The following is a 24,168-nucleotide window of genomic DNA, read 5'->3' as shown; positions in this document are numbered from 1 at the left end:
TGCCCATATCGATGCGGGAATGGAGGTGCCCATGGGCGGATACGCAAAGACAGCACTGCTGATGGCGGCGATGACGGCCCTGTTCATGGGGCTTGGGTCGCTGATCGGGGGCGGGCAGGGGGCCATGATCGCGCTTGCGGTGGCGGCGGCGATGAACCTGTTCGCCTATTGGAATTCGGACCGGGCGGTCCTGTCGATGGCCGGGGCCCGGCCGGTGGATGAACGCTCGGCGCCCGATTTCGTGCGGCTGGTCCATGATCTGGCCGACGGTGCCGGGATGCCGCGCCCGAAGGTCTATGTCATCGAGACCGACCAGCCCAATGCATTTGCCACCGGCCGCAACCCCGAAAATGCCGCTGTGGCCGCCACCACCGGCCTGCTGCGCGCCATGACCCGTGAGGAGATCGCGGCGGTGATGGCGCATGAGCTGGCCCATATCCGCAACCGTGACACGTTGATCATGACGATCACGGCCACCATGGCGGGTGCGATTTCGATGCTGGCAAACTTTGCCTTTTTCTTTGGCGGGAATGACCGCGACCGGCCCGGCGGCATGATCGGGGCGATCCTGATGATGATCCTGGCACCATTGGCGGCTGGTCTGGTGCAGATGGCCATTTCGCGGTCGCGTGAATACGAGGCCGATCGTGTCGGCGCCGAGATCTGCGGCAATCCGCTGTGGCTTGCTTCGGCGCTCAGACGCATCGAGGCAATGGCGCAGCGCATCGACAACCATGCTGCCGAACGCAACCCGGCGGTGGCGCATATGTATATCATCAATCCGTTGCATGTTCATGCGCGCGACAAGCTGTTCGCCACCCATCCCAGCACGGCAAACCGTGTGGCGGCGCTGGAGGCGATGGTGGGCGCGGGGCGGCCCGCTGCGCCTGTCGCCGCCCGGTCGTCCATCCCACGGGTGGATCGGCGCCGGTAAGACCGCATTGAACAAGAAAGCCCCGCCATGGATGTGGCGGGGCTGATACGTGTGTGGCAGGCGGCGCTAAAGTCCGGCGTCGGCGGCAATCTCGCGCGCAGGTTTGCGCGCGCGTTCGGTTGCCGATTTCAACTGGCCGCAGGCGGCCATGATATCCTCGCCGCGCGGGGTGCGGATGGGGCTGGCATACCCGGCCTTGTAGACGATATCGGCAAAGGCCTCGATCCGTTCCCAATCCGACCGCTCATACGGGGCGCCAGGCCATTCGTTGAACGGGATCAGGTTGATCTTGGCCGGAATGCCCGCGATCAGCCGGACCAGGCGGCGGGCATCGGCATCGCTGTCGTTCACATCCTTGAGCATCACATACTCAAAGGTGATCCGTTCGCTGTTGGACAGTTTGGGATAGTCGCGCAGCGTGTCCAGCAGCGTCTGGATATTCCATTTCTTGTTGATCGGCACCAGACGGTCGCGCACCGCATCGGTGGTGGCGTGAAAGCTGATCGCAAGCTGGCAGCCGATTTCCTCCGCGCAGCGGGCGATTTCGGGCACCACGCCGCTGGTGGACAGGGTGATGCGGCGGCGGCCAAGGGCGATGCCTTCGCCATCCATCACCACGCGCATGGCATCGCGCACATTGTCGAAATTATACAGCGGCTCGCCCATGCCCATCAGCACGATATTGCTGACCAGCCGTTCCCCGGTAGAGCCTTCGCCCGGTTCGGGCCATTCGTCCAGATCGTCGCGTGCCAGCATGACCTGACCGACGATTTCACCTGCCGTCAGGTTGCGCACCAGTTTCTGCGTGCCGGTATGGCAGAACGAACAGGTCAGCGTGCAGCCCACCTGACTGGACACGCACAGCGTGCCGCGGCCTTCCTCGGGGATATAGACCGCCTCGACCTCGTGCCCACCTGCGATGCGCAGCAGGTATTTGCGCGTGCCGTCGGCGCTGATCTGCCGGGTGACGATCTCCGGCACCGCAATCTCGAAATGCTCGGCCAGCAGGGTGCGGTAGTCCTTGGACAGGTTGGTCATTGCGGAAAAGTCGCGCACACCCCAATGATAGACCCATTGCCAGATCTGCCCCAGACGCATCTTGGCCTGTTTTTCCGGCGTGCCCGCCGCTATCAGCGCGGCGCGCAGTTGGTCGCGCGTCAGACCGACGATATTCGTGCGGCCGCCCTCGGGCAGCTTGCGCGGAATCGTCAGAACATCCTGCGTGATCGGGGCAGTTGGGGCAGTCATGGCAGTATCCTGTGGCTAAGCAGACCTGATACACCGGAATGGGGACCATGATAAAGCCCCCAAACGCAAAGAGGATTGGTCCCGGGATGGGGTGCTAATATCTGACTATTTTAGTATATATTCCCCGAATCGCACGAACGACCGGAAGACCGATGTCCCGAATTGCCCTGATCCCGACCTGTGCCGCGGCCCTGCTGGCATTGTCCCTGGCCGTACCGGCGCAGACGACGCCTGCCCCTGGTGGGGCCGACAGCGGGCCAGAGGCGGGCCAGACGGCGCCGGTGGCTCCTGCCCCGGTGCAGGGGGGGGCGGCGACCGAGGCATCGCCGCCTGTGGCGACACCCGAAGGAGGCGGCGCTGCGGCTGCCCCGCAAGAGCCACCGCCTGCCGTCCCCGGACCGGCGCCGCTGACCACGCCGCCCGAAGCGCCGGTTCCCCAGGCCACCGAAACGCCGCCGGTATACGTCCCGCCCGCCCCCGTGCCCATGCCAGACGGGCTAGCGGTGCAGCCGCTGCCCTCGCCCCATGACCTGTCGCCGATGGGCATGTACAATCAGGCGGATTGGGTGGTGAAAGGCGTGATCCTGTCCTTGCTGGCTGCCTGTTTTCTGACCTGGACGGTCTGGCTGTTCAAGATGGTTGAAACCTTTGTCGCCCGTGGCCGCGCCCGTCGGGCCGCGCGCATCCTGAGCCGCGCTGCCAACCTGGCCGAGGCCACCCGAAGCCTTGTCGGCCGACGGGATCCGGGCGCCTTCATGGCCCATGCGGTGCTGGAGGAATACAAGCTGTCCGATCCCGCCATCGACCCGGCGGGCCCGGACGGGGTGAAGGAACGTGCGGCCTCGCTGGTGGGGCGGGTCGAGGTGCAGGCCCTGGCGCGGTTGCGGCGTGGCATGGGGTTGCTGGCCACCGTGGGATCGGTTGCACCCTTTGTCGGGCTGTTCGGCACGGTCTGGGGCATCATGAATGCCTTTATCGGCATCGCCGAGACGCAGACAACCAACCTTGCCGTTGTCGCACCGGGTATTGCCGAGGCGCTGCTGGCCACCGCCATCGGCCTTGTCGCGGCTATTCCTGCCGTGGTCATCTACAACCACTTCACCCGCGCGATTGCCAGCTACAAGCAGGCGCTTGGCGATGCCGGGGCGGCGGTGCAGCGGCTGCTGAGCCGGGACATCGACTTTCGCAAGATCAAGGGGGTCTGAGCCATGGCCGGAGGCATCCGCGACAGCGGCGACGACGATGATCTGGCGGAAAGCCACGACATCAACGTCACGCCGTTCATTGATGTGATGCTGGTGCTGCTGATCATCTTCATGGTGGCGGCGCCGCTTTCGACAGTGGGTGTGCCCGTCAACCTGCCACGCTCGAACGCGGCCCCTGCGGAACCGATCGACGATCCGGTCTATATCACCCTGCAACCCGATCTGACGGTATCGCTGGGCGAGGATCCGGTGGCCCGCGATCAGCTTGGCCCAAGGGTGATGGCGGCCACCGGCGGGGATGTGGAAAAGCGGCTGTTCCTGCGGGCCGACGCCACCGTGCCCTATGGCGAACTGATGCAGGTGATGAACCTGCTGCGCCGGGCCGGCTTTACCAAGGTGGCGCTGATCGGGCTGGAGGCAAGTCAATGACCGACTGGGCCGAACAGGTGGCCCGTGGCCGGGCCTGGCTGGAAACCCTGTTCTGGGCCGTGGCCGCCGCGATCATCGCATTGGCGATGTCGGTTGCCGTCGCGTTTTCGGCCTGGATGAGCGACCGGATGGGGCGCGATGTGGCCCCGTCCGATGCGATGATCATCGACCTTACGGAACTGCCCGTCCAAGAGGTGATGGCCGAGGAACCGGCCCCCCCCGCGCCCCCGTCGGTTGCCCAGATGGCCGAGACCGCGCCACAGACCGAGGCCGACCCCGACCCTGTGGCAGAGGCGCCGCCAGAGCCGGAACCGTTGCCCGCCCCCGACCCCGTGGCAGAGGCTCTGCCGGAGCCGGAGCCGGAGCCATTGCCTGAGCCGGAACCCGTGGCAGAGGTGCCATCAGAACCAGAACCAGAACCGGAGCCGGTGGCGGAAGCACCGCCAGAACCGGAGCCAGAGCCAGTGCCCGACCCCGAACCGGAGTTCGAGGAGGTGGCCGCCGTTCCCGACCAGCGCCCCATGCCCCGCCCCGCGCCCAAGCCGGAGCCGCAGAAGGCAGAGCGGCCCGCCCCGGTCAAGAAAGCCGCCGCGCCGAAGAAAACCCCCGAAAGCACCCGGAACGTGACATCCACGGCGGCCAGTGCGGGAGGGGCGGCCGCCTCTGCCCGCGGGGCGCAATCGGCAGATGCGATGGCGCGCTGGAAGCGCACGATCCAGGGGCAACTGGCCCAGCATATGCAGCGGCGCAGCTTCAATCTGCGCGGGGCGCAGGCGACGATTGCGATCAGCATCGACGGTGCGGGGCGGCTCACGGGGGTTTCGTTGCGCAACGGCACAGGGAACGGCGCGGTGGACCAACAGCTTGTCGCCCATCTGCGGATGCGCGGCAGCGTGTCGGCGCCCCCGGACGGACAGGCGAATACATTGCTGTTGCCTGTCCGGTTGCAACGCTGAGCGGGCTGCCCGCGTGCGGGGATGGCTGGGGCGCCCCTGCTGGCCAACAGCGCCCCGGTGCCCAATGATCCGATGGTGCCATGCAAAAGGCCGCCCGAACGGGCGGCCTTTGGATGTCATGCCGGGGGTCGCATCACTTGCAGCGGGTTTCCGCTTCCTGCATGGCCGCGCTGAACCCCATGAGCGAGAAGGTGTCCTTGGTATCGGTCCCGCGCGAGGAGGTGCCGGTGACCACCGCTTCGCTGCCGCGTTTCATGGCGGCAAGCAGCGCGGCGTCGTCATTCGCATTGGCGGGCCATGCCCATTCGCCATCGGTGAACAGGGTGAACTTGTCGGTGCCGATTTCCACCGTCACCTGCGCGCCCTTGGCATAGCCATAGCCGGGCGTGAACGAGATTTCGCCCTTGGCGCCCTGTCCGGGGCGGAAGGTCACGAACATCATGGTATCGCCCCGGCGCACCTGCGCAGGTCTGCCGCCGCGGGTGTTCAGCGATTCCTTGGGCGCAGAAACGCCCCAGCATTCCTTGGGGCTGTCCCAGACACAAACGCTCCAGTCGGTCTTTGCCGATACGCATTTCGTCTGCTGTGCCGTTTGCGCCTCGGCGGCCGAAAGGCCCATTGCCAAAACCGCACCTACCAGCGCGCCCGCAATCCGTATCGTCATGTGTTCAGAGCCTCCAGCCGTTCCCTGCCTGTGGTCGGTTTGACCGCGTGTCCCTACGCGCCGGACCTTTTCCTGTGGCAGGGGTCATTGCAACTCGATATGTGGTCTAATAGCGCGAAACCGCCGGGCGGTGAAACCCCTTTGGGCGCCAAATCGCGCATCTGTTATACGATTCAGACGGGCAGGAGGGGCGAATGGGTGCAGTGCCGATGGTGGAACTGTGGCGCGGCGGGCGGATGGAAAGCCGCCATCTGGGCCATGCGGTGGTCTGGCACGCGACCGGCGGGCTGGTCGAAAGCTGGGGCAACGCCGAAGAGGTGATCTTTCCCCGCTCGTCGTGCAAGATGCTTCAGGCCCTTCCGTTGCTGGAAAGCGGTGCCGGCGCGGGGCTGCGCCCCGAGCAACTGGCGCTGGCCTGTGCCAGCCATCAGGGTGCGGCGCTGCATGTCGATGCTGTCGGGCGGTGGCTTCACGATATGGGCATGTCCGAGGCCGATCTGCGCTGTGGCTGCCATGAGCCGGGCGACCGGGATGAACGCGACCGCCTGATCCGCGCGCATGAGGCCCCGTGCCAGATCCACAACAACTGTTCGGGCAAGCATACCGGCTTTCTGATGCTGAACCGCCATCTGGGGGCGGATGCCGAATATGTCCTGCCCGACCATCCGGTGCAGATGGCTGTGAAACAGGCATTCGAGGAGGTGACAGGCGAAACCAGCCCAGGTTTTGGCATCGACGGCTGTTCCGCGCCGAACCACGCCTGTTCGGTCACGGGTCTTGCACGCGCCATGGCGGCCTTTGCCGGGGCCACCGGCGATGGTGATGCCCGCGACCGTGCGATGTTTGCCCTGACCCGCGCCATGGCGGCGAACCCGGCCCATGTGGCGGGCGAAACCCGCGCCTGCACCGAACTGATGCGCGAGATGCAGGGCAGGGTTGCCATCAAGACCGGCGCCGAGGCGGTGTTCATCGCCATCGTGCCGGAAAAGCAGCTTGGGATCGCGCTCAAGATCGTCGATGGCGCGACGCGCGCCTCCGAAGCCGCGATCTGCGCCCTGCTGGTGCGCCACGGGGTGCTGGAGGCCGAAGCGCCCGCCACCCGCAAGCGGCTGAATGCGGTGCAAAGCAACTGGCGCGGCGTCGAGACGGGCATGGTGCAACTGGCGCCGGGCTTTCCGGCTGGCTGAACGGGCCATGTGCCCTTGAACCCCGAGGCGCCATGGGGCCTTGTGGCCCCATGAGCGAATCAAGTGCAAACCGGCCCCTTGCGGGCGTGATGTGGATGGCCCTGGCGGGGCTGTGCTTTGTGGCCGTCACCGGGGTGATCCGCTATCTGGGGACCGACCTTCCCTCTGCGCAATCGGCGTTTCTGCGTTTTGGCTGGGCTTTCCTGTTCCTGATGCCGACGCTTGTTCCGCTGGTGCGGGCCGGATTGCCGCAGGGCGCCTGGCCGATGGTGGCCGGGCGCGGCATCATCCACACCATGGCGGTGCTGCTTTGGTTCTATGCCATGGCGCGCATTCCGGTGGCCGAAGTGACCGCCATCGGTTTTATCAACCCGATCGTGGTGACGCTGGGTGCGGTGCTGTTCCTGGGGGAAAAGCTTGCCTTTCGCCGCCTGACCGCCATCGGCTTTGCGGTGATCGGGGCGCTGGTGGTGCTGCGCCCCGGCCTGCGCGAGATCGGATCGGGCCAACTGGCGCAGGTCGCCGCCGCGATCTGTTTTGCAGGCAGCTATCTGTTCGCCAAGCGGCTGAGCGATATGCTGTCCGCCGGGGCCATCGTGGCGCTGATGTCTGCAACGGTGACGATTGGCCTGCTGCCGCTTGCGTTGGCGGTCTGGGTGCCGGTCACATGGCAGCAGGTGGCATGGCTGGGGTTGGTGGCGCTGTTTGCCACGCTGGGGCATTACATGATGACGCGGGCCTTTGCCGCGGCCCCGGTATCCGTCTCGCAGCCCGTGGTGTTCCTGCAACTCGTCTGGGCGACGATCCTGGGTGTCGTGGCCTTTGACGAGCCGGTGGACCCTTACGTCCTGCTGGGCGGGGGCATCATCATTGCCGCGATCAGCTACATGGCGCTGCGCGAGGCGCAGTTGAAACACGCGGGCGTCACGCCGGCCTCTGGCGCAGGCAAGCTTTAGCGCAGCCCAAGCCCCGCGCGCATCAAGGCCCGGCGCACCGGCGCCACCCCATAGAGCGCGCCCAGCAGCCCCGCCCGCAGATCACGCAGCGGTTGCGGCGCCAGCATCGAGGCGCGGTTCAATAGGTCGATGCCGCGCACCCGCATCTGAACATCCAGATGGCGCCGTTTGTCATAGGCGGCCAGCATCGCGGCGCTGCCAAGCGCCTCTGGCGTTTCGGTGGCCAGATCAATCAGCGCGCGCAGATCGGCCAGCGACATGTTCAGCCCCTGCGCCCCGATCGGCGGGACAACATGGGCCGCCTCGGCGATCAGCGCGGTATGCGGCGCGGTCAGGCGATCGGCGATCTGTCCGATGATGGGCCAGACGGCGCGACGGCTGGCCAGCGTCAGCGGGCCCAGAATCCCGCAGGACCGTTCTGTCATCGCCGCCTCGAACTCTGGCACGGGCAGGGCGGCAAGCCGCTCGGCCTCGGCGCCGCGCTCCATCCAGACGATGGCAGAGGCGGGCAGTCCCTCCCGGTCCGGCAGCGGGACCAGCGTGAACGGCCCGCCCGAACGATGAATTTCTGTCGAGACATTGCGATGCGGCTCGGGGTGGGTGACGGCAAGCACCACCGCCTTCTGGCCATAGCGGATGGTGCGCGCGCCGATCCCGAGCGCCTGCCGCACGGCCGAATTGCGCCCGTCCGCCGCCACCAGCAACCGCGCTGCCACCTGGCGGCCATCCGACAGCCGCACCAGCGCCGCGTCGCCCCGCGCGGTCACGCCCGCCGTGCCGACGCCGGGGCAAAACGTGACAGTCGGCAGTTCGCCCAACCGCGCCACCATCTCGCGCCGCAAGAGCCAGTTGGGCAGGTTCCAGCCAAAGGGCTGGTCCGAGACATCGGCGGCATCGAAATCGCGGGTCAGCCGCGCCACCGGCTCTGCCCCGCCTGCGTCTATGATGCGCATCACCTGCAAGGGCGCGGCATGAGGGCGCAGCCGCGACCACAGGCCCGCAGCCTCCAGCACCGCGACAGAGGGTTGCAGAAAAGCAGTGGTGCGGATGTCGGCATCCCTGGCCGTTTCCTCGGTGACAGGCGGCGCGGGATCCACGCAGATCACGCTGAACCCTGCCGCGCCAAAGGCCGCCGCCGCCGTCAGACCGGCGACACCACCGCCCGAGACCAGAACATCCACCTGCTGCCGTTCCATCTGGCACCCCCTCGTTTCGCCGCCAGTCTAGGCCGCCCGGATGGCAAGGGAAATGGGTTGCGGTGCCGCAGCCGTCACCCCAGCGTGATCAGGATCAGCACGACGAACATGACCGGCACTGCGGCAAGTGCGGCCATGGCCAGCACCGGCAGGCCCCATTGCACCGTGCCGATGATCAGCAGGCTCAGAATGCCGACGATCAGGTAGAATACCGAATCCGGCTCGCGCTCGATATCGCGGGCGATGCGGCCGATGATCGGCAGGCGGAACAGGATGCCGCCGGGGGCGGGGGTGTCGGACAGGGCCATGCGCGTCTCCATGCAATAGGTTTGGCATGGATGTGGCTTTTGCCGTGCCGTCTGCCCATCGGGCAGTTTGACGCGCTGCGTCAGGCCGCCGCAGGCATCAGGCGGCCCAGAAACTCCGTCAGGTCGTCGGTATGGTGGTGGATATGGCTGGCCGGGGCGGCCAGCGGCGCGACGTGCACTGTCTGCATTCCCATGGCATGAGGGGCGGCGAGGTTGCGCGCATCATCCTCGAACATCGCGCCGCGGGCCGGGTCCAGACCGTCGCGGGCAAAGATCGTTTCAAAGGCGGCGCGTTCCGGCTTGGGGCGGAAACCCGCCTCGACCACGCCATAGACCGCCGCGAACAGGTTCGACAGCCCCCGCGCCTCCAGCACCTTTTCGGCATAGGGCACGGTGGCGTTGGTGTAGACGATCCGCCGCCCCGGCAAGGCGGCGATCCGTGCGGCCAGCAACGGATCGGGTTGCAGGGCGTGCAGCTCTATCTCGTGCACCTCGTTCAGATAGGGGGCAGGGTCGATCCCATGCTCGGCCATCAGCCCGGCCAGCGTGGTCCCGTATTGCGCCCAATACTGCGCGCGCAGGCGGTCCGCCTCGGCCCGATCCACCTTGAGCGCCTCGGCCACCCAAGCGGTCATCCGCGCCTCGATCTGATCGAACAGGCGGGCCGAGGGGGGATAGAGTGTATTGTCCAGGTCAAAGACCCAGGCGGAGACATGAGAGAAGGATTGCGCGACCATGGCCGCACGCTAGGCGCTGGTGTCGGCAAAGGCAATGCTTTGCCTTGAATGGCGGCGCGGCTGGGGATAGCGTGCGCGCCCATGACCGCACAAGACCGCAAATCCCCGCCCGGTGCCCAGAAGGATGCCTATACCCTGATCCTGGAGGCGATCGACCGTGGCGTCTACAGGCCCGGCGACCGGCTGGTCGAATCCGAACTGGCCGACCGTTTCGGCGTGTCGCGCACCCCCGTGCGCGAGGCGTTGCAGCGGCTGGAAACCCAGTCGATGTTGGCGCGCGACGGGCGCAGCATGATTGTCGCCTCGCTCGATCACAACCAGTTGGCAGAGCTCTATGTCGTGCGATCCGAGCTGGAGGGGCTGGCCGCCCGGCTGGCCGCGCAGCACGCCAGCGACGAGGAAATCCGTGTTCTGCGCGGGATGGTCGAGGATGATCGCCGTCTGCTGGGCGACCCCGCTGCGCTGGCGCGTGCCAACCGGCGGTTCCACAAGCAGATTCATCTGGCCTCGCACAACCGCTATCTGGTGCAGCAACTGGATCTGGTGCATCGGTCCATGGCGCTGCTGGCGTCGACATCGCTTGCGGCCGAGGGCCGTGATGCGGCGGCGCTGGCCGAACATGATGCGATCATCCGCGCGATCGGGGCGCGGGATGGCGACGCCGCCTATGAGGCGCTGCGCACGCATATCTCGCGGGCCTTCGAGACGCGCCTGAAAATCGACGCAGGCGAGGTGCGCACTCGACCGGGCAAGGAGGGCTGAGCGCGGATCTCTGGCAGATCGGCCAGCGGAAGACCCTGCCGCAGGGCGCGGGCAATGCGGTCGGCGGCGGTTTCCCCGCCCACAGGCACCGCGGCGATGGCATCGGGAGCGGCGCGGAATGGCGAATTGGGCGGCCTGTGCAAGGCAGTTCCATCCGCCGGGGCGGGGTTGGGCGCCTGCCACAGGGCCTGGCCGTCGCCGACAGCGTGATCGAAATGGCCATGGCTGGTCTTGGCCCAGTAGAACGGGTTGCAGAACGCTTCCCAGACCGCGCGCCAGCCGGCGATGGCCCCCAGCGGATGGTAGAGGTGCAGCATCGGCACCACGGGCCATAGGCCATGGTGACGGGTGCGGGCCAGCCCCACGACAGCCGTTGCCATCACAAGCGCCTCGGACAGCAGGAACATCGCAATCAAGACCTGCACGCCTCCGGCAGGCAGCAAGGTCTGCATGGGGTGTGGCAGGCCAACGGAAATTGCCCACATCGTCCACATCAGCGGGGCGAGCAGAACCTGGCTTTGCGCGCCCAGAAAGACCACCTGATACCCAAGGAACCCGCGCCAGCCCAAATCGCGCCACAGGCCGACAGGGTCGCGCATGTGGATGGCCCATGTCAGGATATGCCCCTTGATCCAGCGTGATCGCTGCCGGATCCAGGGACGCAGGCGGCAGTTCGCCTCTTCATGGGTGGTGGTGGGCAGCATTTCGGTGCGCAGGCCATGCCGGGCAAGGCGGACGCCAAGGTCGGCATCCTCGGTCACGTTATGGGCATCCCAGGCGCCCACCCTGTCCAGCGCCTCGCGGCGCAGGAACAGCGTGGTTCCGCCAAGCGGCATCGGCAGGCGCAACCGTTGCAATGCGGGCATGACGACGCGGAACCAACTGGCATATTCCGCCGTGAACAGCCTGGCCAACAGATTGGTCCGGGGGTTGTAATAATCCAGGCAGCCTTGCAGGCAGGCCACATCGGGCCCGCGTTCCGCAAACCTCTGAACGACCTTTTGCAGTTGGTCCGGGTCTGGCGCATCCTCGGCGTCATAGATGCCGATGATGCTGCCGCGGCAGAAGTCCAGGGCATAGTTCATCGCCCGTGGCTTGGTGGTGATCGGCCCGTCCGGCACCGTCACGATGCGCATCCAGCCCGGAAGGGGGCAGCCGGCAAGGGCGGCGCGGGTCTCGGTGTCTTTCGCCTCCAGCACGATGACCACATCCATCAGGGCGCGGGGGTAGTCGAGCCGCCCCAGCCGTTGCAGCAGGCGCGGCGCGATGTCGGGCTCGCCATAGAGCGGGACGAGAATCGAGATCACCGGCCATCGGAGCGGACGTGCAAGGGGGGGCGCCGGGGCCGCCGTGCGGGGGCGGCGTAAGGCCAGGATCAGGGCGGTCGCGCGCAGCAGGCTGGTGGCGGCGATCGACACCACCAGCCATGCCAGAACCACCGTCAGCGCCACCATTGGCATGATCGCCAGGGCAAGGCCCAGCAGGATCGCCATGCTGGCGAGACGCCATCCGGCAAGACCGCGCCAGGCCCGTGCACTGACCGGCGCAGGCACCCGCGCTTCGGCCTGAAGACGCAGGCGCAGGCTAGCGGCGGCGGCAACCGCCTGCTGGATGGCGGGCAGGGGGGCATGGGACAGGCGGACAGGCCCAAGCGCCGCCACAACCTCGGCGGCGTGGCGCGGCCATTCCGACGGCTGGGCGAGGGCAATCAGGACTTCGCCGCCCAGAACCCGCAATGGCACCAGGCCCATTGCCAGGCATCGTTGCGGACCCAACCGTTCCACCAGGCGCGGGTCCGGTGGATCGGCCAGTGGGTCTGTCAGGGGCAGCCCGGCAAGCCAGGCGGTTGCACAGGCCAGATCGTCTTGCAGGACCATGCCCGACCCCGCCAGCGCCTCTGCCAGCGGCAGGTGCAGATGCTCGGCCTCTGCGCGGGCGTGGCGCAGATCCCCGGCCCGTATGGCGCGCATGGCAAAGAGCCGCTCGGCCAGCCGGTCGTCGTGGCTGTCGCGCTCCGCACCAATCTGGCAATCGGCGACGAATCGCCCGGCCTGGATATGCATATGCCCCTCCTGACCCGTGCAGGTTGCAAGGTCAGGGTTAACAGGGCGTTAATGCCACGCAGCACCCCAGGGGCGCCGCTCGGGCCGCGATCAGGCGGCGCGACGGGCGCGCAGCGCGGCGGCGAAACGGTCGAACAGGTAGTAGCTGTCCTGGGGGCCGGGGCTGGCCTCGGGGTGATATTGCACCGAGAACACCGGCTTGCCATCCACCGCGATACCGCAGTTCGACCCGTCGAACAGCGAGACATGGGTTTCGCTGACCCCTGCGGGCAAGGTCTGGCTGTCCACGGTGAACCCATGGTTCATGCTGGTGATCTCCACCTTGCCGGTGGTCAGATCCTTGACCGGATGGTTGGCGCCATGATGCCCGTGATTCATCTTGACCGTGCGCGCACCAAGCGCGAGCGCCAGCATCTGATGCCCAAGGCAGATGCCGAAGACCGGCAGATCCTTGGCCAGAACCCCCTGAATCATCGGCACGGCATATTCGCCGGTTGCAGCCGGGTCGCCCGGACCGTTCGACAGAAAGACCCCTTCGGGGTTCAGGGCAAGCACATCCTCTGCGGTTGCGGTGGCGGGCAGAACCGTCACCTCGCAACCGGCCGAGGCGAGGCAGCGCAGGATGTTGCGTTTTGCACCATAGTCGATGGCGACCACCCGCAGGCCCGGACCTTCGAGGCGCTTGTACCCTTCGGGCCAGGCCCACCGCATTTCATCCCATTTGTAGGATTGGGCACAGGTCACGTCCTTGGCCAGATCAAGGCCGACCAGCCCTTTCCACGACCGCGCGCGGGCGACCAGCGCCTCGATGTCGAAATTTCCGTCGGGATCATGGGCCAGCGCGACATGCGGCGCACCTTGCTGGCGGATGGCGCGGGTCAGGCGGCGGGTGTCGATACCGCCGATCCCGATCCGGCCCTTGCGGGTCATCCAGTCGTGCAGATTGCCGACCGAGCGCCAGTTCGACGGCTCTGTCGGATCCCATTTGACCACCATTCCGGCCGCGACCGGCTCGACCGTTTCGTCATCCTCGGGGGTGACGCCGACATTGCCGATATGCGGGAAGGTGAAGGTGACGACCTGACCGGCATAGGAGGGGTCGGTCATGATTTCCTGATAGCCGGTCATGGCGGTGTTGAACACCAGTTCGGCCACTGTTTCGCCAGCGGCTCCGAACCCCTGTCCGAAGAACAGCGTTCCATCGGCCAGCGCAAGGCAGGCAGTGGGGCGGGGGGCAGCGTTTGGCATGGGACACTCCGGCATAAACGGGCGCAACCTAGTCCCGGCGACGGTGGCGGTCAAGCCCTTGTGCCAAATGCGTTTTCTTTTGAAAGCAAGGACTTGGCGCATTTGCTGTGGGTTGCCCGTGCGCGCCTGCCGGGTTATGCTGCGCGCGCACACCCAAGGAGAGCCCCCATGAGCCTGCGCGAGCGCCTGAGCACTGCCCTGAAAGAGGCCATGAAGGCGCGCGAGGCTGATCGTACCTCGACCCTGCGCCTGATCAACGCGGCCATCAAGGACCGGGACATCGCCGCGCGGACCGAAAGCGCCGCAGATGGGGTGAGTGATGCAGATATTCTGGCCATTCTGGGCAAGATGGTGAAGCAGCGCCAGGAAAGCGCCCGTGTCTATGAGGAAGGCGGGCGGCTGGAACTGGCAGAGAAAGAGCTGTCCGAAATCAAGGTGATCGAGGAATTCCTGCCACGGCAGTTGTCGGAGGCCGAGGTGGGGCAGGCGATTGCAGAGGCCATCGCGGAAACGGGCGCCACCGGGATCCGGGATATGGGACGGGTGATGGCCGTGCTGAAGGGCAAGTATACCGGGCAGATGGATTTCGGCGCTGCCGGTCCGATGGTGAAGGATCGGCTGGGCTGAAGGGCCCGGCCCTGGCCCTTGCCTGATGGCGGCTGTCTGCCCTGCGTTGCGGCAGGGGCTGCATTAAGCCCCCAGGGATATTTCGGTCAGAGCAATTCGGAATGCCGTTTGCAGCGGCCCGGCCGCGACTGGATGCGGCCGTTCTTGCGCAGGTCTGGCCCTTGGCAGAGGCGCGAGGTCGGCACGGGGAGGCCGGCCTGATGGCCCGCCTAGAGGCCGTGCCGGACGGGCCGGCGCGGCGTGACCGGCGCCTCAGATGTCGGAGGCGAGTTGCGCCTTGGCTTCGGCCAGCAGCGCATCCATTTTCGCGCGGATGTCTTCCGGGGTGGCCTTGCCGGACAGATCCGCAGCGACCTTGCGCAGGACGTCATCGTCCCCGGCCTCTTCGAAATCGGATTTCACCACCTCTACGGCATAGGCATCGGCGTCGGCGCCGGTCTTGCCCAGAAGGCCCGCCGCCCAGAGACCCAGCAGCTTGTTGCGCCGGGCCGTGGCACGGAACTGCATTTCGGCATCATGGGCGAATTTCGATTCGAAGGCGCGCTGGCGGTCGTCGAAGGTGGTCATGGGAATCCCCTATGGCTGTTCCTTGCGGTTCCGTTCCATATGCCTGCCGCAGCCCCGTCCCGCAAGAGGCGCGCGCTTGCGGCATCGCATCATCTGCACTAATAGGCAGGCAGAAAGGGCGCTCGCCGCCCGGGAACCGAGGTCCGATGGCACGGCGCAAGAAAGTCTACGAAGGCAAGGCGAAGATCCTGTATGAAGGGCCGGAGCCCGGCACGCTCATCCAGTATTTCAAGGATGATGCCGCCACGCAGCCCACCCAGAAGGCGGGGCCTGCGGACGGGCGCGGTGTGCTGAACAACCGCTTGTCGGAATTCTTCATGTCGGGGCTGAACCTCATCGGCGTTCCGACGCATTTCATCCGGCGGCTGAACATGCGCGAACAGCTGATCCGCATGGTCGAGATCATTCCGGTCACCGTGACGGTGCGCAATTTTGCCGCAGGCGATCTGTCGGCCCGGTTGGGCATTCCCGAAGGCACGCCGCTGCCGCGTCCGATCGTGGAATTCTACTTCAAGGATGACAAGCTGGGGAACCCGCTGGTCACAGAAGAACATGTCATCGCCTTTGGCTGGGCCAGCCAGCAGGATCTGGATGACATGGTGGCCCTGGCGCTGCGGGTGAACGACTTTCTGTCGGGGGCCATGCTGGGCGCCGGGATCCGCCTGGCCGACTTCCAGATCGAAGTGGGCCGCACCTGGGAAGGCGATTACATGCGCCTGATCGTGGCCGACGAGATCAGCCCCGACAGCTGCCGCTTGTGGGATCTGCGCGCGGCGGAAACGCCCGACCGCGAAGGCCAGACCCGCGAGCCCGGACCGCTGGACGATGTTTATACCGAACTTGCGCGGCGGTTGGGGGTTATGCCCTCGAACGTCACCCATGCCACCAAGCCGACGCTTATCAACTGAAAGGCCGCTCTCATGGCGCTGAAGGCAACCGTTCATGTCATGTTGAAAGATGGCGTGCTTGATCCGCAAGGCGAGGCTGTGCGCCACGCGCTTGGCACGCTGGGGTTCGAGGGCGTCCAGGCTGTGCGGCAGGGCAAGGTGATCGAGCTGGATCTGGCCGCGACCGACAAGGTTGCTGCCGAGGCAGAGGTGCGCGCGATGTGCGACAAGCTGCTGGCCAATACGGTGATCGAGAAATTCACCGTGACCATCGCCTGATCAGCGCGCGCGCGGCCGGTCCCAGACCATGGCCGCCAGCCGCGGATCGTCAAAGGCGTCGGTGGCAAACTCCAGTCCCAGCCGCGGGTGTTCACGCAGGGCCTGCGCCCCAAGGCGAGTGATGCGGATGCGCCAGGTTTGCCGGTCGGAGGGCGCCTTGTCACGAAAGGCGCGGCAGGTCAGAACTGCGACATTCGCCCCCTGATCAGGGTCGCGGACCGAGGCATAGCGCAGGATCTCTGCCCCCGTCTCGCGCGCGGCGTCGGCAAGCGCCTGGCACGCGGTGTAATCTGACGGATGGGTCCACAGCGCGCTGCTGCGGGCCAGTGCGGGAGCGGTCAGATCCAGCGTCGCGGGGCTGCCCAATCTGACGCAGAACGCGGTGTAATCCGCGGCATCGTCGGGGAACGGGGTCGCAGGGCTTTCGGCATAGAACAGAAACCGATAGAACACCATTTCTGCGACGGCCGTTCCCGGTTGCTCTGCCCCGTACCACACGCCGGGCGTCAGACCAGCGCGGCGAAACCGCGATCCGTGCGGATAGGGGCGATAGCGGAACGGCGTTGCGAGCAGATAGTCCAGATCGCGGCACTCCGGCGGAACCGGGGGCTTTGTGTCCTCCAGTATGTCTTCCAGGGCCTGTTGTTCGGACAGCGAGTCCACAAGCTTGAGGGTCGAGACCCGGTGCTGCGCCTCGACCAGTCGCCAGGCAAAGCCGTCATAGGGCCGCAGCTCAGACCGGAGCGCGGCGGGCGTCCAGATAGCTGACGACATCGACAAGGCCTTGTACGCTGGTGATCCGGTCGGCGGGGCGGGCGCCCAGGGCGGTGTTCTGCGCGCCAAGCCAGGCGCGGGCCACCCGCTCATCGCCCCCGGTGATCGCATCGAGCGAGCGGAACGCACGGACCAGCAGGGCAGCCAGTTCAAAGGGTTTCGAATTTTCGGCCAGCGCCGCCTCGCCGTTGCGAAAGCGCGAGATCTGCGCCTCGGAAACGCCCAGCACATCGGCCAGCAGGCGGCCCGACATATCCAGCCGCTCGGCGGCCCGTACCGCAGCCTTGGTCAGGATCGCGCCGCGATTGGCCACCGGCGCCTGTGGATGCAGGTTCAGCATGACATGCTCCTTTCCTGAGGGAATATAGGATGCATTTCTTGCTGTGGAAAGGGGTCAGTCGCGCAAACGTGGGGGTGTGTTGCAATCGAAGTTGACGCACAGCAGGTTGACCTCGGGCGCGGCAATGATCCGCGCCATGCAGCCACAAAACGCCTCTTGTGGGCCGCCTTCGAAATGGCGGCAATCGTGGCAGGTGCCGAAACCGGGCATCTCGCGTCGTCGTGCAAGTTCTGCCACCAGCAGCGGCATGGCCTCGGACAGCGCACTGTATAGCCGCGTGGGCAGTGCCGCGACGGCGGCAGTCAGGTCGCGCAAGGGATCCTGCGACAACAAGGCGCGGCCATCGGTCGTGACGTCGTAGCAAACCTTCCGGCCATCGCGCTGGGTTTCACCCCGGCAGATCAGCCCCTTGGTTTCCAGCGCCTTCAGGGTCTGGGTTGCCGTGCCGCGCGTCGTGGCATGAAAACTGGCAAAGGCCGACGGCGTGCGGCTGGCAACATTGGCCCGCGACAGAAAGCGCAGGGCAGTCCATTGCGCGGGCGTCAGTTGCGCGTCCTGATCCTCGGCCCGCGCGGCGCGGCCAAGGTGGATCAGAAGTTCGGCGATTTCATCGGCTGTTGTCATGGAAAGATAATAGCGTTTCGAAACCTGTTTGACAATCCGTCACGGAATGATAGTTTCGAATCGAAATCATCAGCGGTGATGCCATGAACAAGCCCTTTCGCCCGCCGCAGCGCCGCCGCGGTACCGCCTTCAGCTCTGAATTTCTTGATGCCCCGACCGAAGCGGGCCTGGCCCGCGCCTGGCGCGACAAGGGCGACGAAAAGGCGCGTGACCGGCTGGTGCTGGCCCATCGGGCGCTGGCCTGGTCTGCGGCGGCCCGCATCACGCGCGGCGGACGCCCGGACGAGGATTTGATCCAGCAGGCGAATCTGGGCCTGCTGAAGGCGGCTGACCGCTTTGATCCTGACATGGGGTTCCGCTTTTCCACCTATGCCACATGGTGGGTGCGGGCAGAGATCCAGGATTATACCTATGGCGACTGGTCGCTGATCCGGCTGCCGGGGTCGTCCTCGTTGCGCCGGGTGTTCTTTGGGCTGCGCAAGGCCGAGGCAGAGTTGCAGGCCGAAGGTGTGGCCCCCGAGGATCTGGATGCCGCCATTGGCCTGCGGTTCGGTGTGGATGCCGACAAGATCGCACTTGTGCGGGAACGGCTGGCCGGGCGCGACATGTCATTGAACCAGCCGATTTCATCTGGCGATGAGGGGGGCGCAGACTGGCAGGACATGCTGGCCGACCCCGATCCCGAGGCCGATGCCGAGGTGCGGGTCGGCGCCGCCAGGGCAAAAGCGCGGCTTGCCGCCCTGATGGCCGAGCATCTTGCGCGCCTGCCTGCGCGGGACCGCCAGATCCTCGAAGGATCGGTGATGGAGGAAGATCACCGCACCCTGGCCGATCTGGGCGAGGAGTTCCAGATCTCGCGCGAACGGGTGCGCCAGTTGCGCGAACGGGCGTTGGGGGTGTTGCGAAAGGCGCTGGCCGAGGATCCGGCGGCGCGGGACTTGCTGGCCGAGGATGGTGTCGCGGTCTAGTCGCGCCCGAAAGTGACCCTCACGCATCGGCGCCCCACGGGGCGCCGCCTTGCGTTCAGCGCAGGGTGACGGCGATGGTGGCGCGGTCCATCACCGTATTGCCACGGATCAGCGTGGCCTCGCCGCTGTAGGGGCCGGGCGGCCAACCGCCTGCGGGTGTGCGGCGGCCGATATAGCGGAACGCACGGGCCTGATTACGCTCCAGCGTGATGGTCTGGTCCAGAACCACGCCGGAGGGGCCGGTCAGGCGCAGGATCACCCGGTCATCGGCGGCGGGGCCCATGAGCACCGCCCAGAGCACCAGGGCAGGGGACTGGCGCGGCAAGGGATCCGGCGTTGGCAGCCCTGCAAGCAGCGTTGCAAAATCTGGCGGGCTTGGCGCAAGGCCGACGCCGGTAATGGCGGCCGGCAGATAGGCCAGCGGCTTGGCCCACAGGCCGGGGCTGGCAGCGGCATCGCAACTGCCCGCAGGGACCGGCCGGAAGGGATCCACCGCCTGGCCATTATGGCGGACGGACAGATGCACATGGGGAAATTCTGTCCGGCCGGACAGGCCGATCTGCCCGATCGGCTGCCCTGCCGTCACCATGTCGCCCGAGCGGACCCGCACCGACCCATTGGCCAGATGGCATAGCTGCGTGTTCCAGCCGTTGCCATGGTCGATGGCGACTCCGTTGCCGCAATCCCGCCCTTCCAGCGGCGGCGCCCCTGGGGCATTGATCGCAATGTCCGGCATCCCGTCACGGATGCCGATGACCCGGCCATCGGCGGGGGCCAGAACGTTTACCCCGGATTCCATGTCGGCAAGCGTCGGAACGGCAAAATCGGTTCCGTCATGGCCGTCATAGCTGAGATGGCCGCAGGCGAAATCCCGATGTCCGGGGCCAGGGTCGATATCGACGTAGTTCTGGATGAAACAGGTGTCCCCCAATGCGCAGTCCACCGGGGGAACCAGGGTGATGTCGGCCCAGGCGGGCGTTGCCGCCATGGCCAGGGCCGCCATCCAGCGCATCAGTCTGCGGTCAGCAAAGGTGGCTTGGCACCGGTGATCCGAGGTTTCTGCGGCTCTTCGATCTGAAGGTCGATCTGTCCGTCCTTGACTGCCACGCGCACCGTGCCGCCCTTGGTCAGACGCCCGAACAGCAGTTCTTCGGCCAAGGGCTTCTTGATATGTTCCTGGATCACGCGGCCAAGCGGACGCGCGCCCATTTTCTCGTCATATCCCTTCTCGCCCAGCCAGTCGGCCGCTTCGGTGGTCAGTTCGATATGCACGCCACGGTCGATCAACTGTGCTTCGAGCTGCATGACGAACTTCTCGACAACCTTGTGAATGGTGCTGCGCTGCAACGGGGCAAAGCTGATCACCGCATCCAGACGGTTGCGGAACTCGGGCGTGAACGTCCGCTCGATCGCCGCCGTATCCTCGCCCGTCCGGGTCGTGCGGCCAAAGCCGATGGCGGTTTTCGCCAGTTCCGACGCGCCTGCGTTCGAGGTCATGATCAGGATCACGTTGCGGAAATCCACTTGCCGCCCGTTGTGGTCGGTCAGTTTCCCGTGGTCCATGACTTGCAGCAGGATGTTGTAGACATCCGGATGCGCCTTTTCGATCTCGTCCAGCAACAGCACACAATGCGGATGCTGATCGATTCCATCCGTCAGCAGGCCGCCCTGATCAAACCCGACATATCCAGGAGGCGCGCCGATCAGGCGGGATACGGCGTGCTTCTCCATATATTCCGACATGTCGAAGCGGAGCAGTTCCACACCAAGCGAGGCGGCAAGCTGTTTGGCGACCTCGGTCTTGCCCACACCTGTCGGCCCGGCGAACAGATAGTTCCCGATGGGTTTTTCCGGTTCGCGCAGACCCGCCCGCGCCAGCTTGATCGCAGAGGCCAGCGCATCAATCGCCGGATCCTGACCAAAGACCATGCGCTTGAGCGTGGTTTCCAGCTCCCGCAGCACTTCGGCATCGCCCTTGGAGACGGTCTTGGGCGGAATGCGGGCGATCTTGGCCACCACGGCCTCGATCTCCTTGGGGCCGATGGTCTTGCGCCGCTTGCTCTCGCTCAGCAGATGCTGGGCGGCCCCTGCCTCGTCGATGACGTCGATGGCCTTGTCGGGCAATTTGCGGTCATGGATATAGCGCGAGGACAGTTCCACCGCCAGGCGGATGGCATCCTTGGTATAGTTCAGTCCGTGGTGATCCTCGAAATGTGGCTTGAGCCCCATCAGGATTTTCACCGAATCCTCGACCGTCGGTTCGTTCACGTCGATCTTCTGGAACCGGCGCGACAGGGCGCGGTCCTTTTCGAAGTGCTGGCGGAACTCCTTGTAGGTCGTGGAGCCCATGCAGCGCAGCTTGCCGCCCTGCAACGCAGGCTTGAGCAGGTTGGAGGCATCCATGGCGCCGCCCGAGGTGGCGCCGGCGCCGATCACGGTGTGAATCTCGTCGATGAACAGGATCGCGTCGGGGTGATCCTCCAGTTCCTTGACGACGGCCTTCAGCCGTTCCTCGAAATCGCCGCGATAGCGGGTTCCGGCCAGCAGCGCGCCCATGTCGAGGCTGAAGATCGTGGCGCCCGACAGGATATCCGGGGTTTCGCCGCGGGTGATCTTGAGCGCCAGCCCTTCGGCGATGGCGGTCTTGCCGACGCCGGGGTCGCCGACCAGCAGGGGGTTGTTCTTGCGGCGGCGGCACAGCACCTGGATGCAGCGTTCCACCTCGGATTCGCGGCCGATCAGCGGGTCCACATCGCCCTTGCGGGCCTTGACGTTCAGATCGACGCAGTATTTCGACAGCGCCGATTCCTTGGCCTCGCCAGCCTCGGCCTTGGGGGTTTCCTGATGTTCTTCGGCGCCTTGCACCGGACGCGGTTCGCCATAGGCGGGGTTCTTGGCCACGCCATGGGCGATGAAGTTCACCGCATCATAGCGCGTCATGTCCTGTTCTTGCAGGAAATAGGCGGCGTTCGATTCGCGTTCGGCAAAGATGGCGACCAGCACATTGGCGCCCGTCACCTCGGACCGGCCGGAGGATTGCACGTGGATGGCCGCGCGCTGGATCACGCGCTGAAAGGCGGCGGTCGGCACCGCCTCCGATCCTTCGACATCGGTGATCAGATTCGACAGGTCATCGTCGATGAAATCGACCAGTGTCTTGCGCAGGGCGTCGAGATCGACCGAACAGGCCTTCATCACCCGCGCGGCATCGGGTTCTTCGATCAGGGCCAGTAGCAGATGTTCGAGGGTGGCGAGTTCATGGCGGCGCGCGTTGGCCTGGGCCAAGGCGCCATGGATGGCTTGCTCGAGGGTGGTTGTGAACGACGGCACTTCGGTGCTCCTTGTCCTGCGGGCGGGCCAGTGGCCTACCCTCGCCTCATAAGATTAAACTTCGGTTTTCTCCGGCACTGTTCAAGGCCTAATTCGGGCAACGCGCGCTTTATTCGGGCAAAAGCGACAAAAGTGATCGGAGCGCGGGGGCGTGGCGTCAGAACCGATCCTTGCGAGCACGGATCTCGGCGAAAACATCGGCATCGCTGGCACCGGACAGGCCGAGCACTGCCTTGATTTCGGGCTGGGAGGCGCGCAGGAACGGGTTGGTCGCCAGTTCCTCGGCCAGGGTGGAGGGTACGGTCGGGCGCCCGGCACTGCGGGCGGCGCCCACGGCTGCGGCGCGCTCGACCAATCTGGGATTGCCCGGCTCGATCGTCAAGGCAAAGCGGGCATTGCTTTCGGTATATTCGTGGCCCGAACAGATGATCGTGCCGGGATCAAGGGCGGCAAGACGTTGCAGGCTGGCCCACATCATCGCGGGCGATCCTTCGAACAACCGCCCGCAGCCAAGCGCCATGAGGCTGTCGCCGGTAAAGGCATGGTCGGCAAAGGCATAGGCCACATGGCCGACCGTATGCCCGGAAACGTCAATCACCCGGCCCGTTTGCGCGCCGATCCTGATCTCGTCCCCCGGCGTTGCCGCGACATCCAGCGGCGGCAGGCGATGCGAATCCGCTGCCGCCCCGACCACCCTGGCGCCGGTCGCGGCGACCAGATCGGCCACGCCGTCGATATGGTCGGGATGATGATGGGTCAGCAGAATGTCGGTCAGCCGCCAGCCCCGGTCCGCCAGCGCCGAAAGGATGGGCCCGGCCTCGGGCACGTCCACGCAGGCGATGGCGCCGGTTTGCGGGTCACGGGCCAGAAAGGCATAATTGTCCTTGAGGCAGGGGATCGTGACGAGTTCGAGCGGCATGGTAATTTTCCCTGTCGAGGCTATGGTGGGGCCAGCATCCCCTGTGAGGGCCGGTAACGCAATGCACCTCGACGTGCTCGATCTGCGCAACTTCTATTACCGCACGCGCCTTGGCCGTGCGGCGCAGAAGGCGATCCGCGACCAGTTGGTCACGATGTGGCCGCCGCGCGCCGGGGACAGCGTGGCGGGTTTCGGCTTTGCCGTGCCGCTGCTGCGGCCCTACCTGGCCGAGGCGCGGCGCGTCATCGGGCTGATGCCCGGACCTCAGGGCGTCATGCCCTGGCCCGCGGGGCTGCCCAATGTCAGTGTGTTGTGCGAAGAAACGCACTGGCCGTTGCCCAATGGCTGCCTTGACCGTCTGGTGCTGATGCATGGTCTTGAAACCTCTGACAATCCGACGGCCGTTCTGGAAGAATGCGCCCGCGTGCTGGCGCCCGAGGGGCGCCTGCTGGTGATCGTGCCGAACCGGGCGGGGCTGTGGTCGCGCGGGGATGGCACGCCGTTCGGATTCGGGCGGCCCTATTCGTCCGGACAACTGGAGAGCCAGTTGAAGCGCAACGGCTTTCTTCCCGAGCGGACGATTTCCGCGCTGTATCTGCCTCCCAACGGCGGACGGTTCTGGTTACGCACGGCAGAGTTCTGGGAGCGCAACATGTGGCGGCTCATGCCCTGGCGCGCGGGCGGGGTGATCATGGTCGAGGCCAGCCGCCAGGTCTGGTCGCCGCGCAAGGGCGGGCTGGGCGCGGTGGTGCGCGCGCCGCTGAAGGTGCTGGAAGGCGCCACCCGTCCGGTTGCCGAACCCGGCACGGCGCGCGGCGGCTAGGTCGGGGCAGGGGGGCTGCCATGCCTGCGGCTACGCGCGCGCAGATTCGCCGCCTGTCTCACGGGTGACGGTCCGGTCGGGCACAATGGCCGGGGGGCGCGCAATTCGCCCGCAGGATCGCACCATGTCAAATGTTT

26 protein-coding genes are annotated in these 24,168 nt (G+C 66.2%); 12 read left to right on the top strand and 14 right to left on the bottom strand.

Annotation, left to right across the window (positions count from 1 at the left end):
* Nucleotides 1-31 precede the first annotated feature (31 nt).
* Nucleotides 32-934, top strand: coding sequence for a zinc metalloprotease HtpX (gene htpX / locus BW970_RS03860; protein ID WP_076528833.1), 903 nt, complete (start codon nucleotides 32-34; stop codon nucleotides 932-934).
* 66 nt (nucleotides 935-1,000) lie between these two features.
* Here the strand turns inward: htpX and rlmN are convergent, their stop codons facing one another.
* A complete protein-coding gene (rlmN, locus tag BW970_RS03855) occupies nucleotides 1,001-2,182 on the bottom strand; it encodes a dual-specificity RNA methyltransferase RlmN (protein WP_076528831.1) in 1,182 nt (393 codons plus the stop codon).
* A 152-nt stretch (nucleotides 2,183-2,334) separates the two neighbouring features.
* On the opposite strand from rlmN, the gene exbB reads away from it, so the two are divergent.
* From exbB to BW970_RS21025, 3 genes are read left to right on the top strand one after another with little or no spacing between them, the layout of a single operon-like run.
* On the top strand, nucleotides 2,335-3,387 hold the full coding sequence (gene exbB, locus BW970_RS03850) for a tonB-system energizer ExbB (protein WP_144038861.1): 1,053 nt from the start codon (nucleotides 2,335-2,337) through the stop codon (nucleotides 3,385-3,387).
* A gap of 3 nt (nucleotides 3,388-3,390) precedes the next feature.
* The gene (gene exbD / locus BW970_RS03845; protein ID WP_076528828.1) at nucleotides 3,391-3,816 is read left to right on the top strand and encodes a TonB system transport protein ExbD; all 426 of its coding nucleotides are present in this window, start codon (nucleotides 3,391-3,393) and stop codon (nucleotides 3,814-3,816) included.
* A complete protein-coding gene (locus BW970_RS21025; protein WP_076528825.1) occupies nucleotides 3,813-4,772 on the top strand; it encodes a TonB C-terminal domain-containing protein in 960 nt (319 codons plus the stop codon). Before exbD ends, BW970_RS21025 begins: the two co-directional genes overlap by 4 nt.
* 133 nt (nucleotides 4,773-4,905) lie before the next feature.
* Here the strand turns inward: BW970_RS21025 and BW970_RS03835 are convergent, their stop codons facing one another.
* Complete coding sequence (locus tag BW970_RS03835) at nucleotides 4,906-5,436, bottom strand: invasion associated locus B family protein (RefSeq protein WP_144038860.1); 531 nt, start codon at nucleotides 5,434-5,436, stop codon at nucleotides 4,906-4,908.
* 194 nt (nucleotides 5,437-5,630) lie between these two features.
* Between BW970_RS03835 and BW970_RS03830 the strand changes: the two genes are divergently transcribed.
* On the top strand, nucleotides 5,631-6,623 hold the full coding sequence (locus BW970_RS03830) for an asparaginase (RefSeq protein ID WP_076528823.1): 993 nt from the start codon (nucleotides 5,631-5,633) through the stop codon (nucleotides 6,621-6,623).
* Between the two features lie 50 nt (nucleotides 6,624-6,673).
* Nucleotides 6,674-7,579, top strand: a complete 906-nt coding sequence (locus BW970_RS03825; protein WP_076528821.1) for a DMT family transporter — start codon at nucleotides 6,674-6,676, stop codon at nucleotides 7,577-7,579.
* Here BW970_RS03825 and BW970_RS03820 read toward each other — a convergent pair.
* From BW970_RS03820 to BW970_RS03810, 3 genes are all read right to left on the bottom strand, one after another.
* A complete protein-coding gene (locus BW970_RS03820; RefSeq protein ID WP_076528820.1) occupies nucleotides 7,576-8,775 on the bottom strand; it encodes a UbiH/UbiF family hydroxylase in 1,200 nt (399 codons plus the stop codon). The two genes, BW970_RS03825 and BW970_RS03820, sit on opposite strands and share 4 nt — an antisense overlap.
* A 74-nt stretch (nucleotides 8,776-8,849) precedes the next feature.
* A complete protein-coding gene (locus BW970_RS03815) occupies nucleotides 8,850-9,083 on the bottom strand; it encodes a hypothetical protein (protein ID WP_083701106.1) in 234 nt (77 codons plus the stop codon).
* 80 nt (nucleotides 9,084-9,163) lie between these two features.
* Nucleotides 9,164-9,820, bottom strand: coding sequence for a pyrimidine 5'-nucleotidase (locus BW970_RS03810; protein WP_076528816.1), 657 nt, complete (start codon nucleotides 9,818-9,820; stop codon nucleotides 9,164-9,166).
* Between the two features lie 81 nt (nucleotides 9,821-9,901).
* Between BW970_RS03810 and BW970_RS03805 the strand changes: the two genes are divergently transcribed.
* Nucleotides 9,902-10,582 carry a GntR family transcriptional regulator gene (locus tag BW970_RS03805; protein WP_076528814.1) on the top strand — a complete coding sequence of 227 codons (681 nt, stop codon included), beginning with the start codon at nucleotides 9,902-9,904 and terminating at the stop codon, nucleotides 10,580-10,582.
* Here BW970_RS03805 and BW970_RS03800 read toward each other — a convergent pair.
* Together BW970_RS03800 and carA are read right to left on the bottom strand one after the other, a co-directional pair.
* A complete protein-coding gene (locus BW970_RS03800; protein WP_076528812.1) occupies nucleotides 10,486-12,645 on the bottom strand; it encodes a glycosyltransferase in 2,160 nt (719 codons plus the stop codon). The genes BW970_RS03805 and BW970_RS03800 overlap by 97 nt on opposite strands.
* Nucleotides 12,646-12,735: 90 nt before the next feature.
* Nucleotides 12,736-13,893, bottom strand: a complete 1,158-nt coding sequence (gene carA / locus BW970_RS03795) for a glutamine-hydrolyzing carbamoyl-phosphate synthase small subunit (RefSeq protein WP_076528810.1) — start codon at nucleotides 13,891-13,893, stop codon at nucleotides 12,736-12,738.
* 168 nt (nucleotides 13,894-14,061) lie between these two features.
* Here carA and BW970_RS03790 point away from each other — a divergent pair, with 168 nt between their 5' ends.
* A complete protein-coding gene (locus BW970_RS03790; protein WP_076528808.1) occupies nucleotides 14,062-14,520 on the top strand; it encodes a GatB/YqeY domain-containing protein in 459 nt (152 codons plus the stop codon).
* A 252-nt stretch (nucleotides 14,521-14,772) separates the two neighbouring features.
* On the opposite strand, the gene BW970_RS03785 is transcribed toward BW970_RS03790, so the two are convergent.
* A complete protein-coding gene (locus tag BW970_RS03785; protein WP_076528806.1) occupies nucleotides 14,773-15,087 on the bottom strand; it encodes a DUF1476 domain-containing protein in 315 nt (104 codons plus the stop codon).
* Between the two features lie 146 nt (nucleotides 15,088-15,233).
* Between BW970_RS03785 and BW970_RS03780 the strand changes: the two genes are divergently transcribed.
* Nucleotides 15,234-15,995, top strand: a complete 762-nt coding sequence (locus BW970_RS03780) for a phosphoribosylaminoimidazolesuccinocarboxamide synthase (protein ID WP_076528804.1) — start codon at nucleotides 15,234-15,236, stop codon at nucleotides 15,993-15,995.
* A gap of 18 nt (nucleotides 15,996-16,013) precedes the next feature.
* On the top strand, nucleotides 16,014-16,253 hold the full coding sequence (purS, locus tag BW970_RS03775) for a phosphoribosylformylglycinamidine synthase subunit PurS (RefSeq protein ID WP_076529220.1): 240 nt from the start codon (nucleotides 16,014-16,016) through the stop codon (nucleotides 16,251-16,253).
* Here purS and BW970_RS03770 read toward each other — a convergent pair whose 3' ends face one another.
* From BW970_RS03770 to BW970_RS03760, 3 genes are read right to left on the bottom strand one after another with little or no spacing between them, the layout of a single operon-like run.
* Complete coding sequence (locus tag BW970_RS03770) at nucleotides 16,254-17,027, bottom strand: RES family NAD+ phosphorylase (RefSeq protein ID WP_076528802.1); 774 nt, start codon at nucleotides 17,025-17,027, stop codon at nucleotides 16,254-16,256.
* The gene (locus tag BW970_RS03765) at nucleotides 16,987-17,367 is read right to left on the bottom strand and encodes an MbcA/ParS/Xre antitoxin family protein (RefSeq protein ID WP_076528800.1); all 381 of its coding nucleotides are present in this window, start codon (nucleotides 17,365-17,367) and stop codon (nucleotides 16,987-16,989) included. The genes BW970_RS03770 and BW970_RS03765 overlap by 41 nt, the downstream gene beginning before the upstream one ends.
* Before the next feature lie 54 nt (nucleotides 17,368-17,421).
* Complete coding sequence (locus tag BW970_RS03760) at nucleotides 17,422-17,991, bottom strand: MarR family winged helix-turn-helix transcriptional regulator (protein ID WP_076528798.1); 570 nt, start codon at nucleotides 17,989-17,991, stop codon at nucleotides 17,422-17,424.
* An 83-nt stretch (nucleotides 17,992-18,074) separates the two neighbouring features.
* On the opposite strand from BW970_RS03760, the gene BW970_RS03755 reads away from it, so the two are divergent.
* Nucleotides 18,075-18,959 (top strand): sigma-70 family RNA polymerase sigma factor, encoded by an 885-nt coding sequence (locus BW970_RS03755; protein WP_076528796.1) that lies wholly within the window; start codon nucleotides 18,075-18,077, stop codon nucleotides 18,957-18,959.
* Nucleotides 18,960-19,014: 55 nt separating this feature from the next.
* On the opposite strand, the gene BW970_RS03750 is transcribed toward BW970_RS03755, so the two are convergent.
* From BW970_RS03750 to gloB, 3 genes are all read right to left on the bottom strand, one after another.
* Nucleotides 19,015-19,962, bottom strand: coding sequence for a M23 family metallopeptidase (locus BW970_RS03750; RefSeq protein WP_229740433.1), 948 nt, complete (start codon nucleotides 19,960-19,962; stop codon nucleotides 19,015-19,017).
* An 8-nt stretch (nucleotides 19,963-19,970) separates the two neighbouring features.
* A complete protein-coding gene (gene clpA, locus BW970_RS03745; protein ID WP_076528792.1) occupies nucleotides 19,971-22,289 on the bottom strand; it encodes an ATP-dependent Clp protease ATP-binding subunit ClpA in 2,319 nt (772 codons plus the stop codon).
* Between the two features lie 157 nt (nucleotides 22,290-22,446).
* Complete coding sequence (gene gloB / locus BW970_RS03740; RefSeq protein ID WP_076528790.1) at nucleotides 22,447-23,208, bottom strand: hydroxyacylglutathione hydrolase; 762 nt, start codon at nucleotides 23,206-23,208, stop codon at nucleotides 22,447-22,449.
* Nucleotides 23,209-23,269: 61 nt separating this feature from the next.
* Between gloB and BW970_RS03735 the strand changes: the two genes are divergently transcribed.
* Nucleotides 23,270-24,031 carry a class I SAM-dependent methyltransferase gene (locus tag BW970_RS03735; RefSeq protein WP_076528788.1) on the top strand — a complete coding sequence of 254 codons (762 nt, stop codon included), beginning with the start codon at nucleotides 23,270-23,272 and terminating at the stop codon, nucleotides 24,029-24,031.
* The last annotated feature ends 137 nt before the right edge of the window (nucleotides 24,032-24,168 follow it).

Source organism: Gemmobacter megaterium (assembly GCF_900156815.1).
Taxonomy (GTDB): Bacteria; Pseudomonadota; Alphaproteobacteria; order Rhodobacterales; family Rhodobacteraceae; genus Wagnerdoeblera; species Wagnerdoeblera megaterium.
The sequence above is the reverse complement of the archived record's forward strand: the minus strand, read 5'-3'. Positions and strand labels throughout refer to the sequence as shown.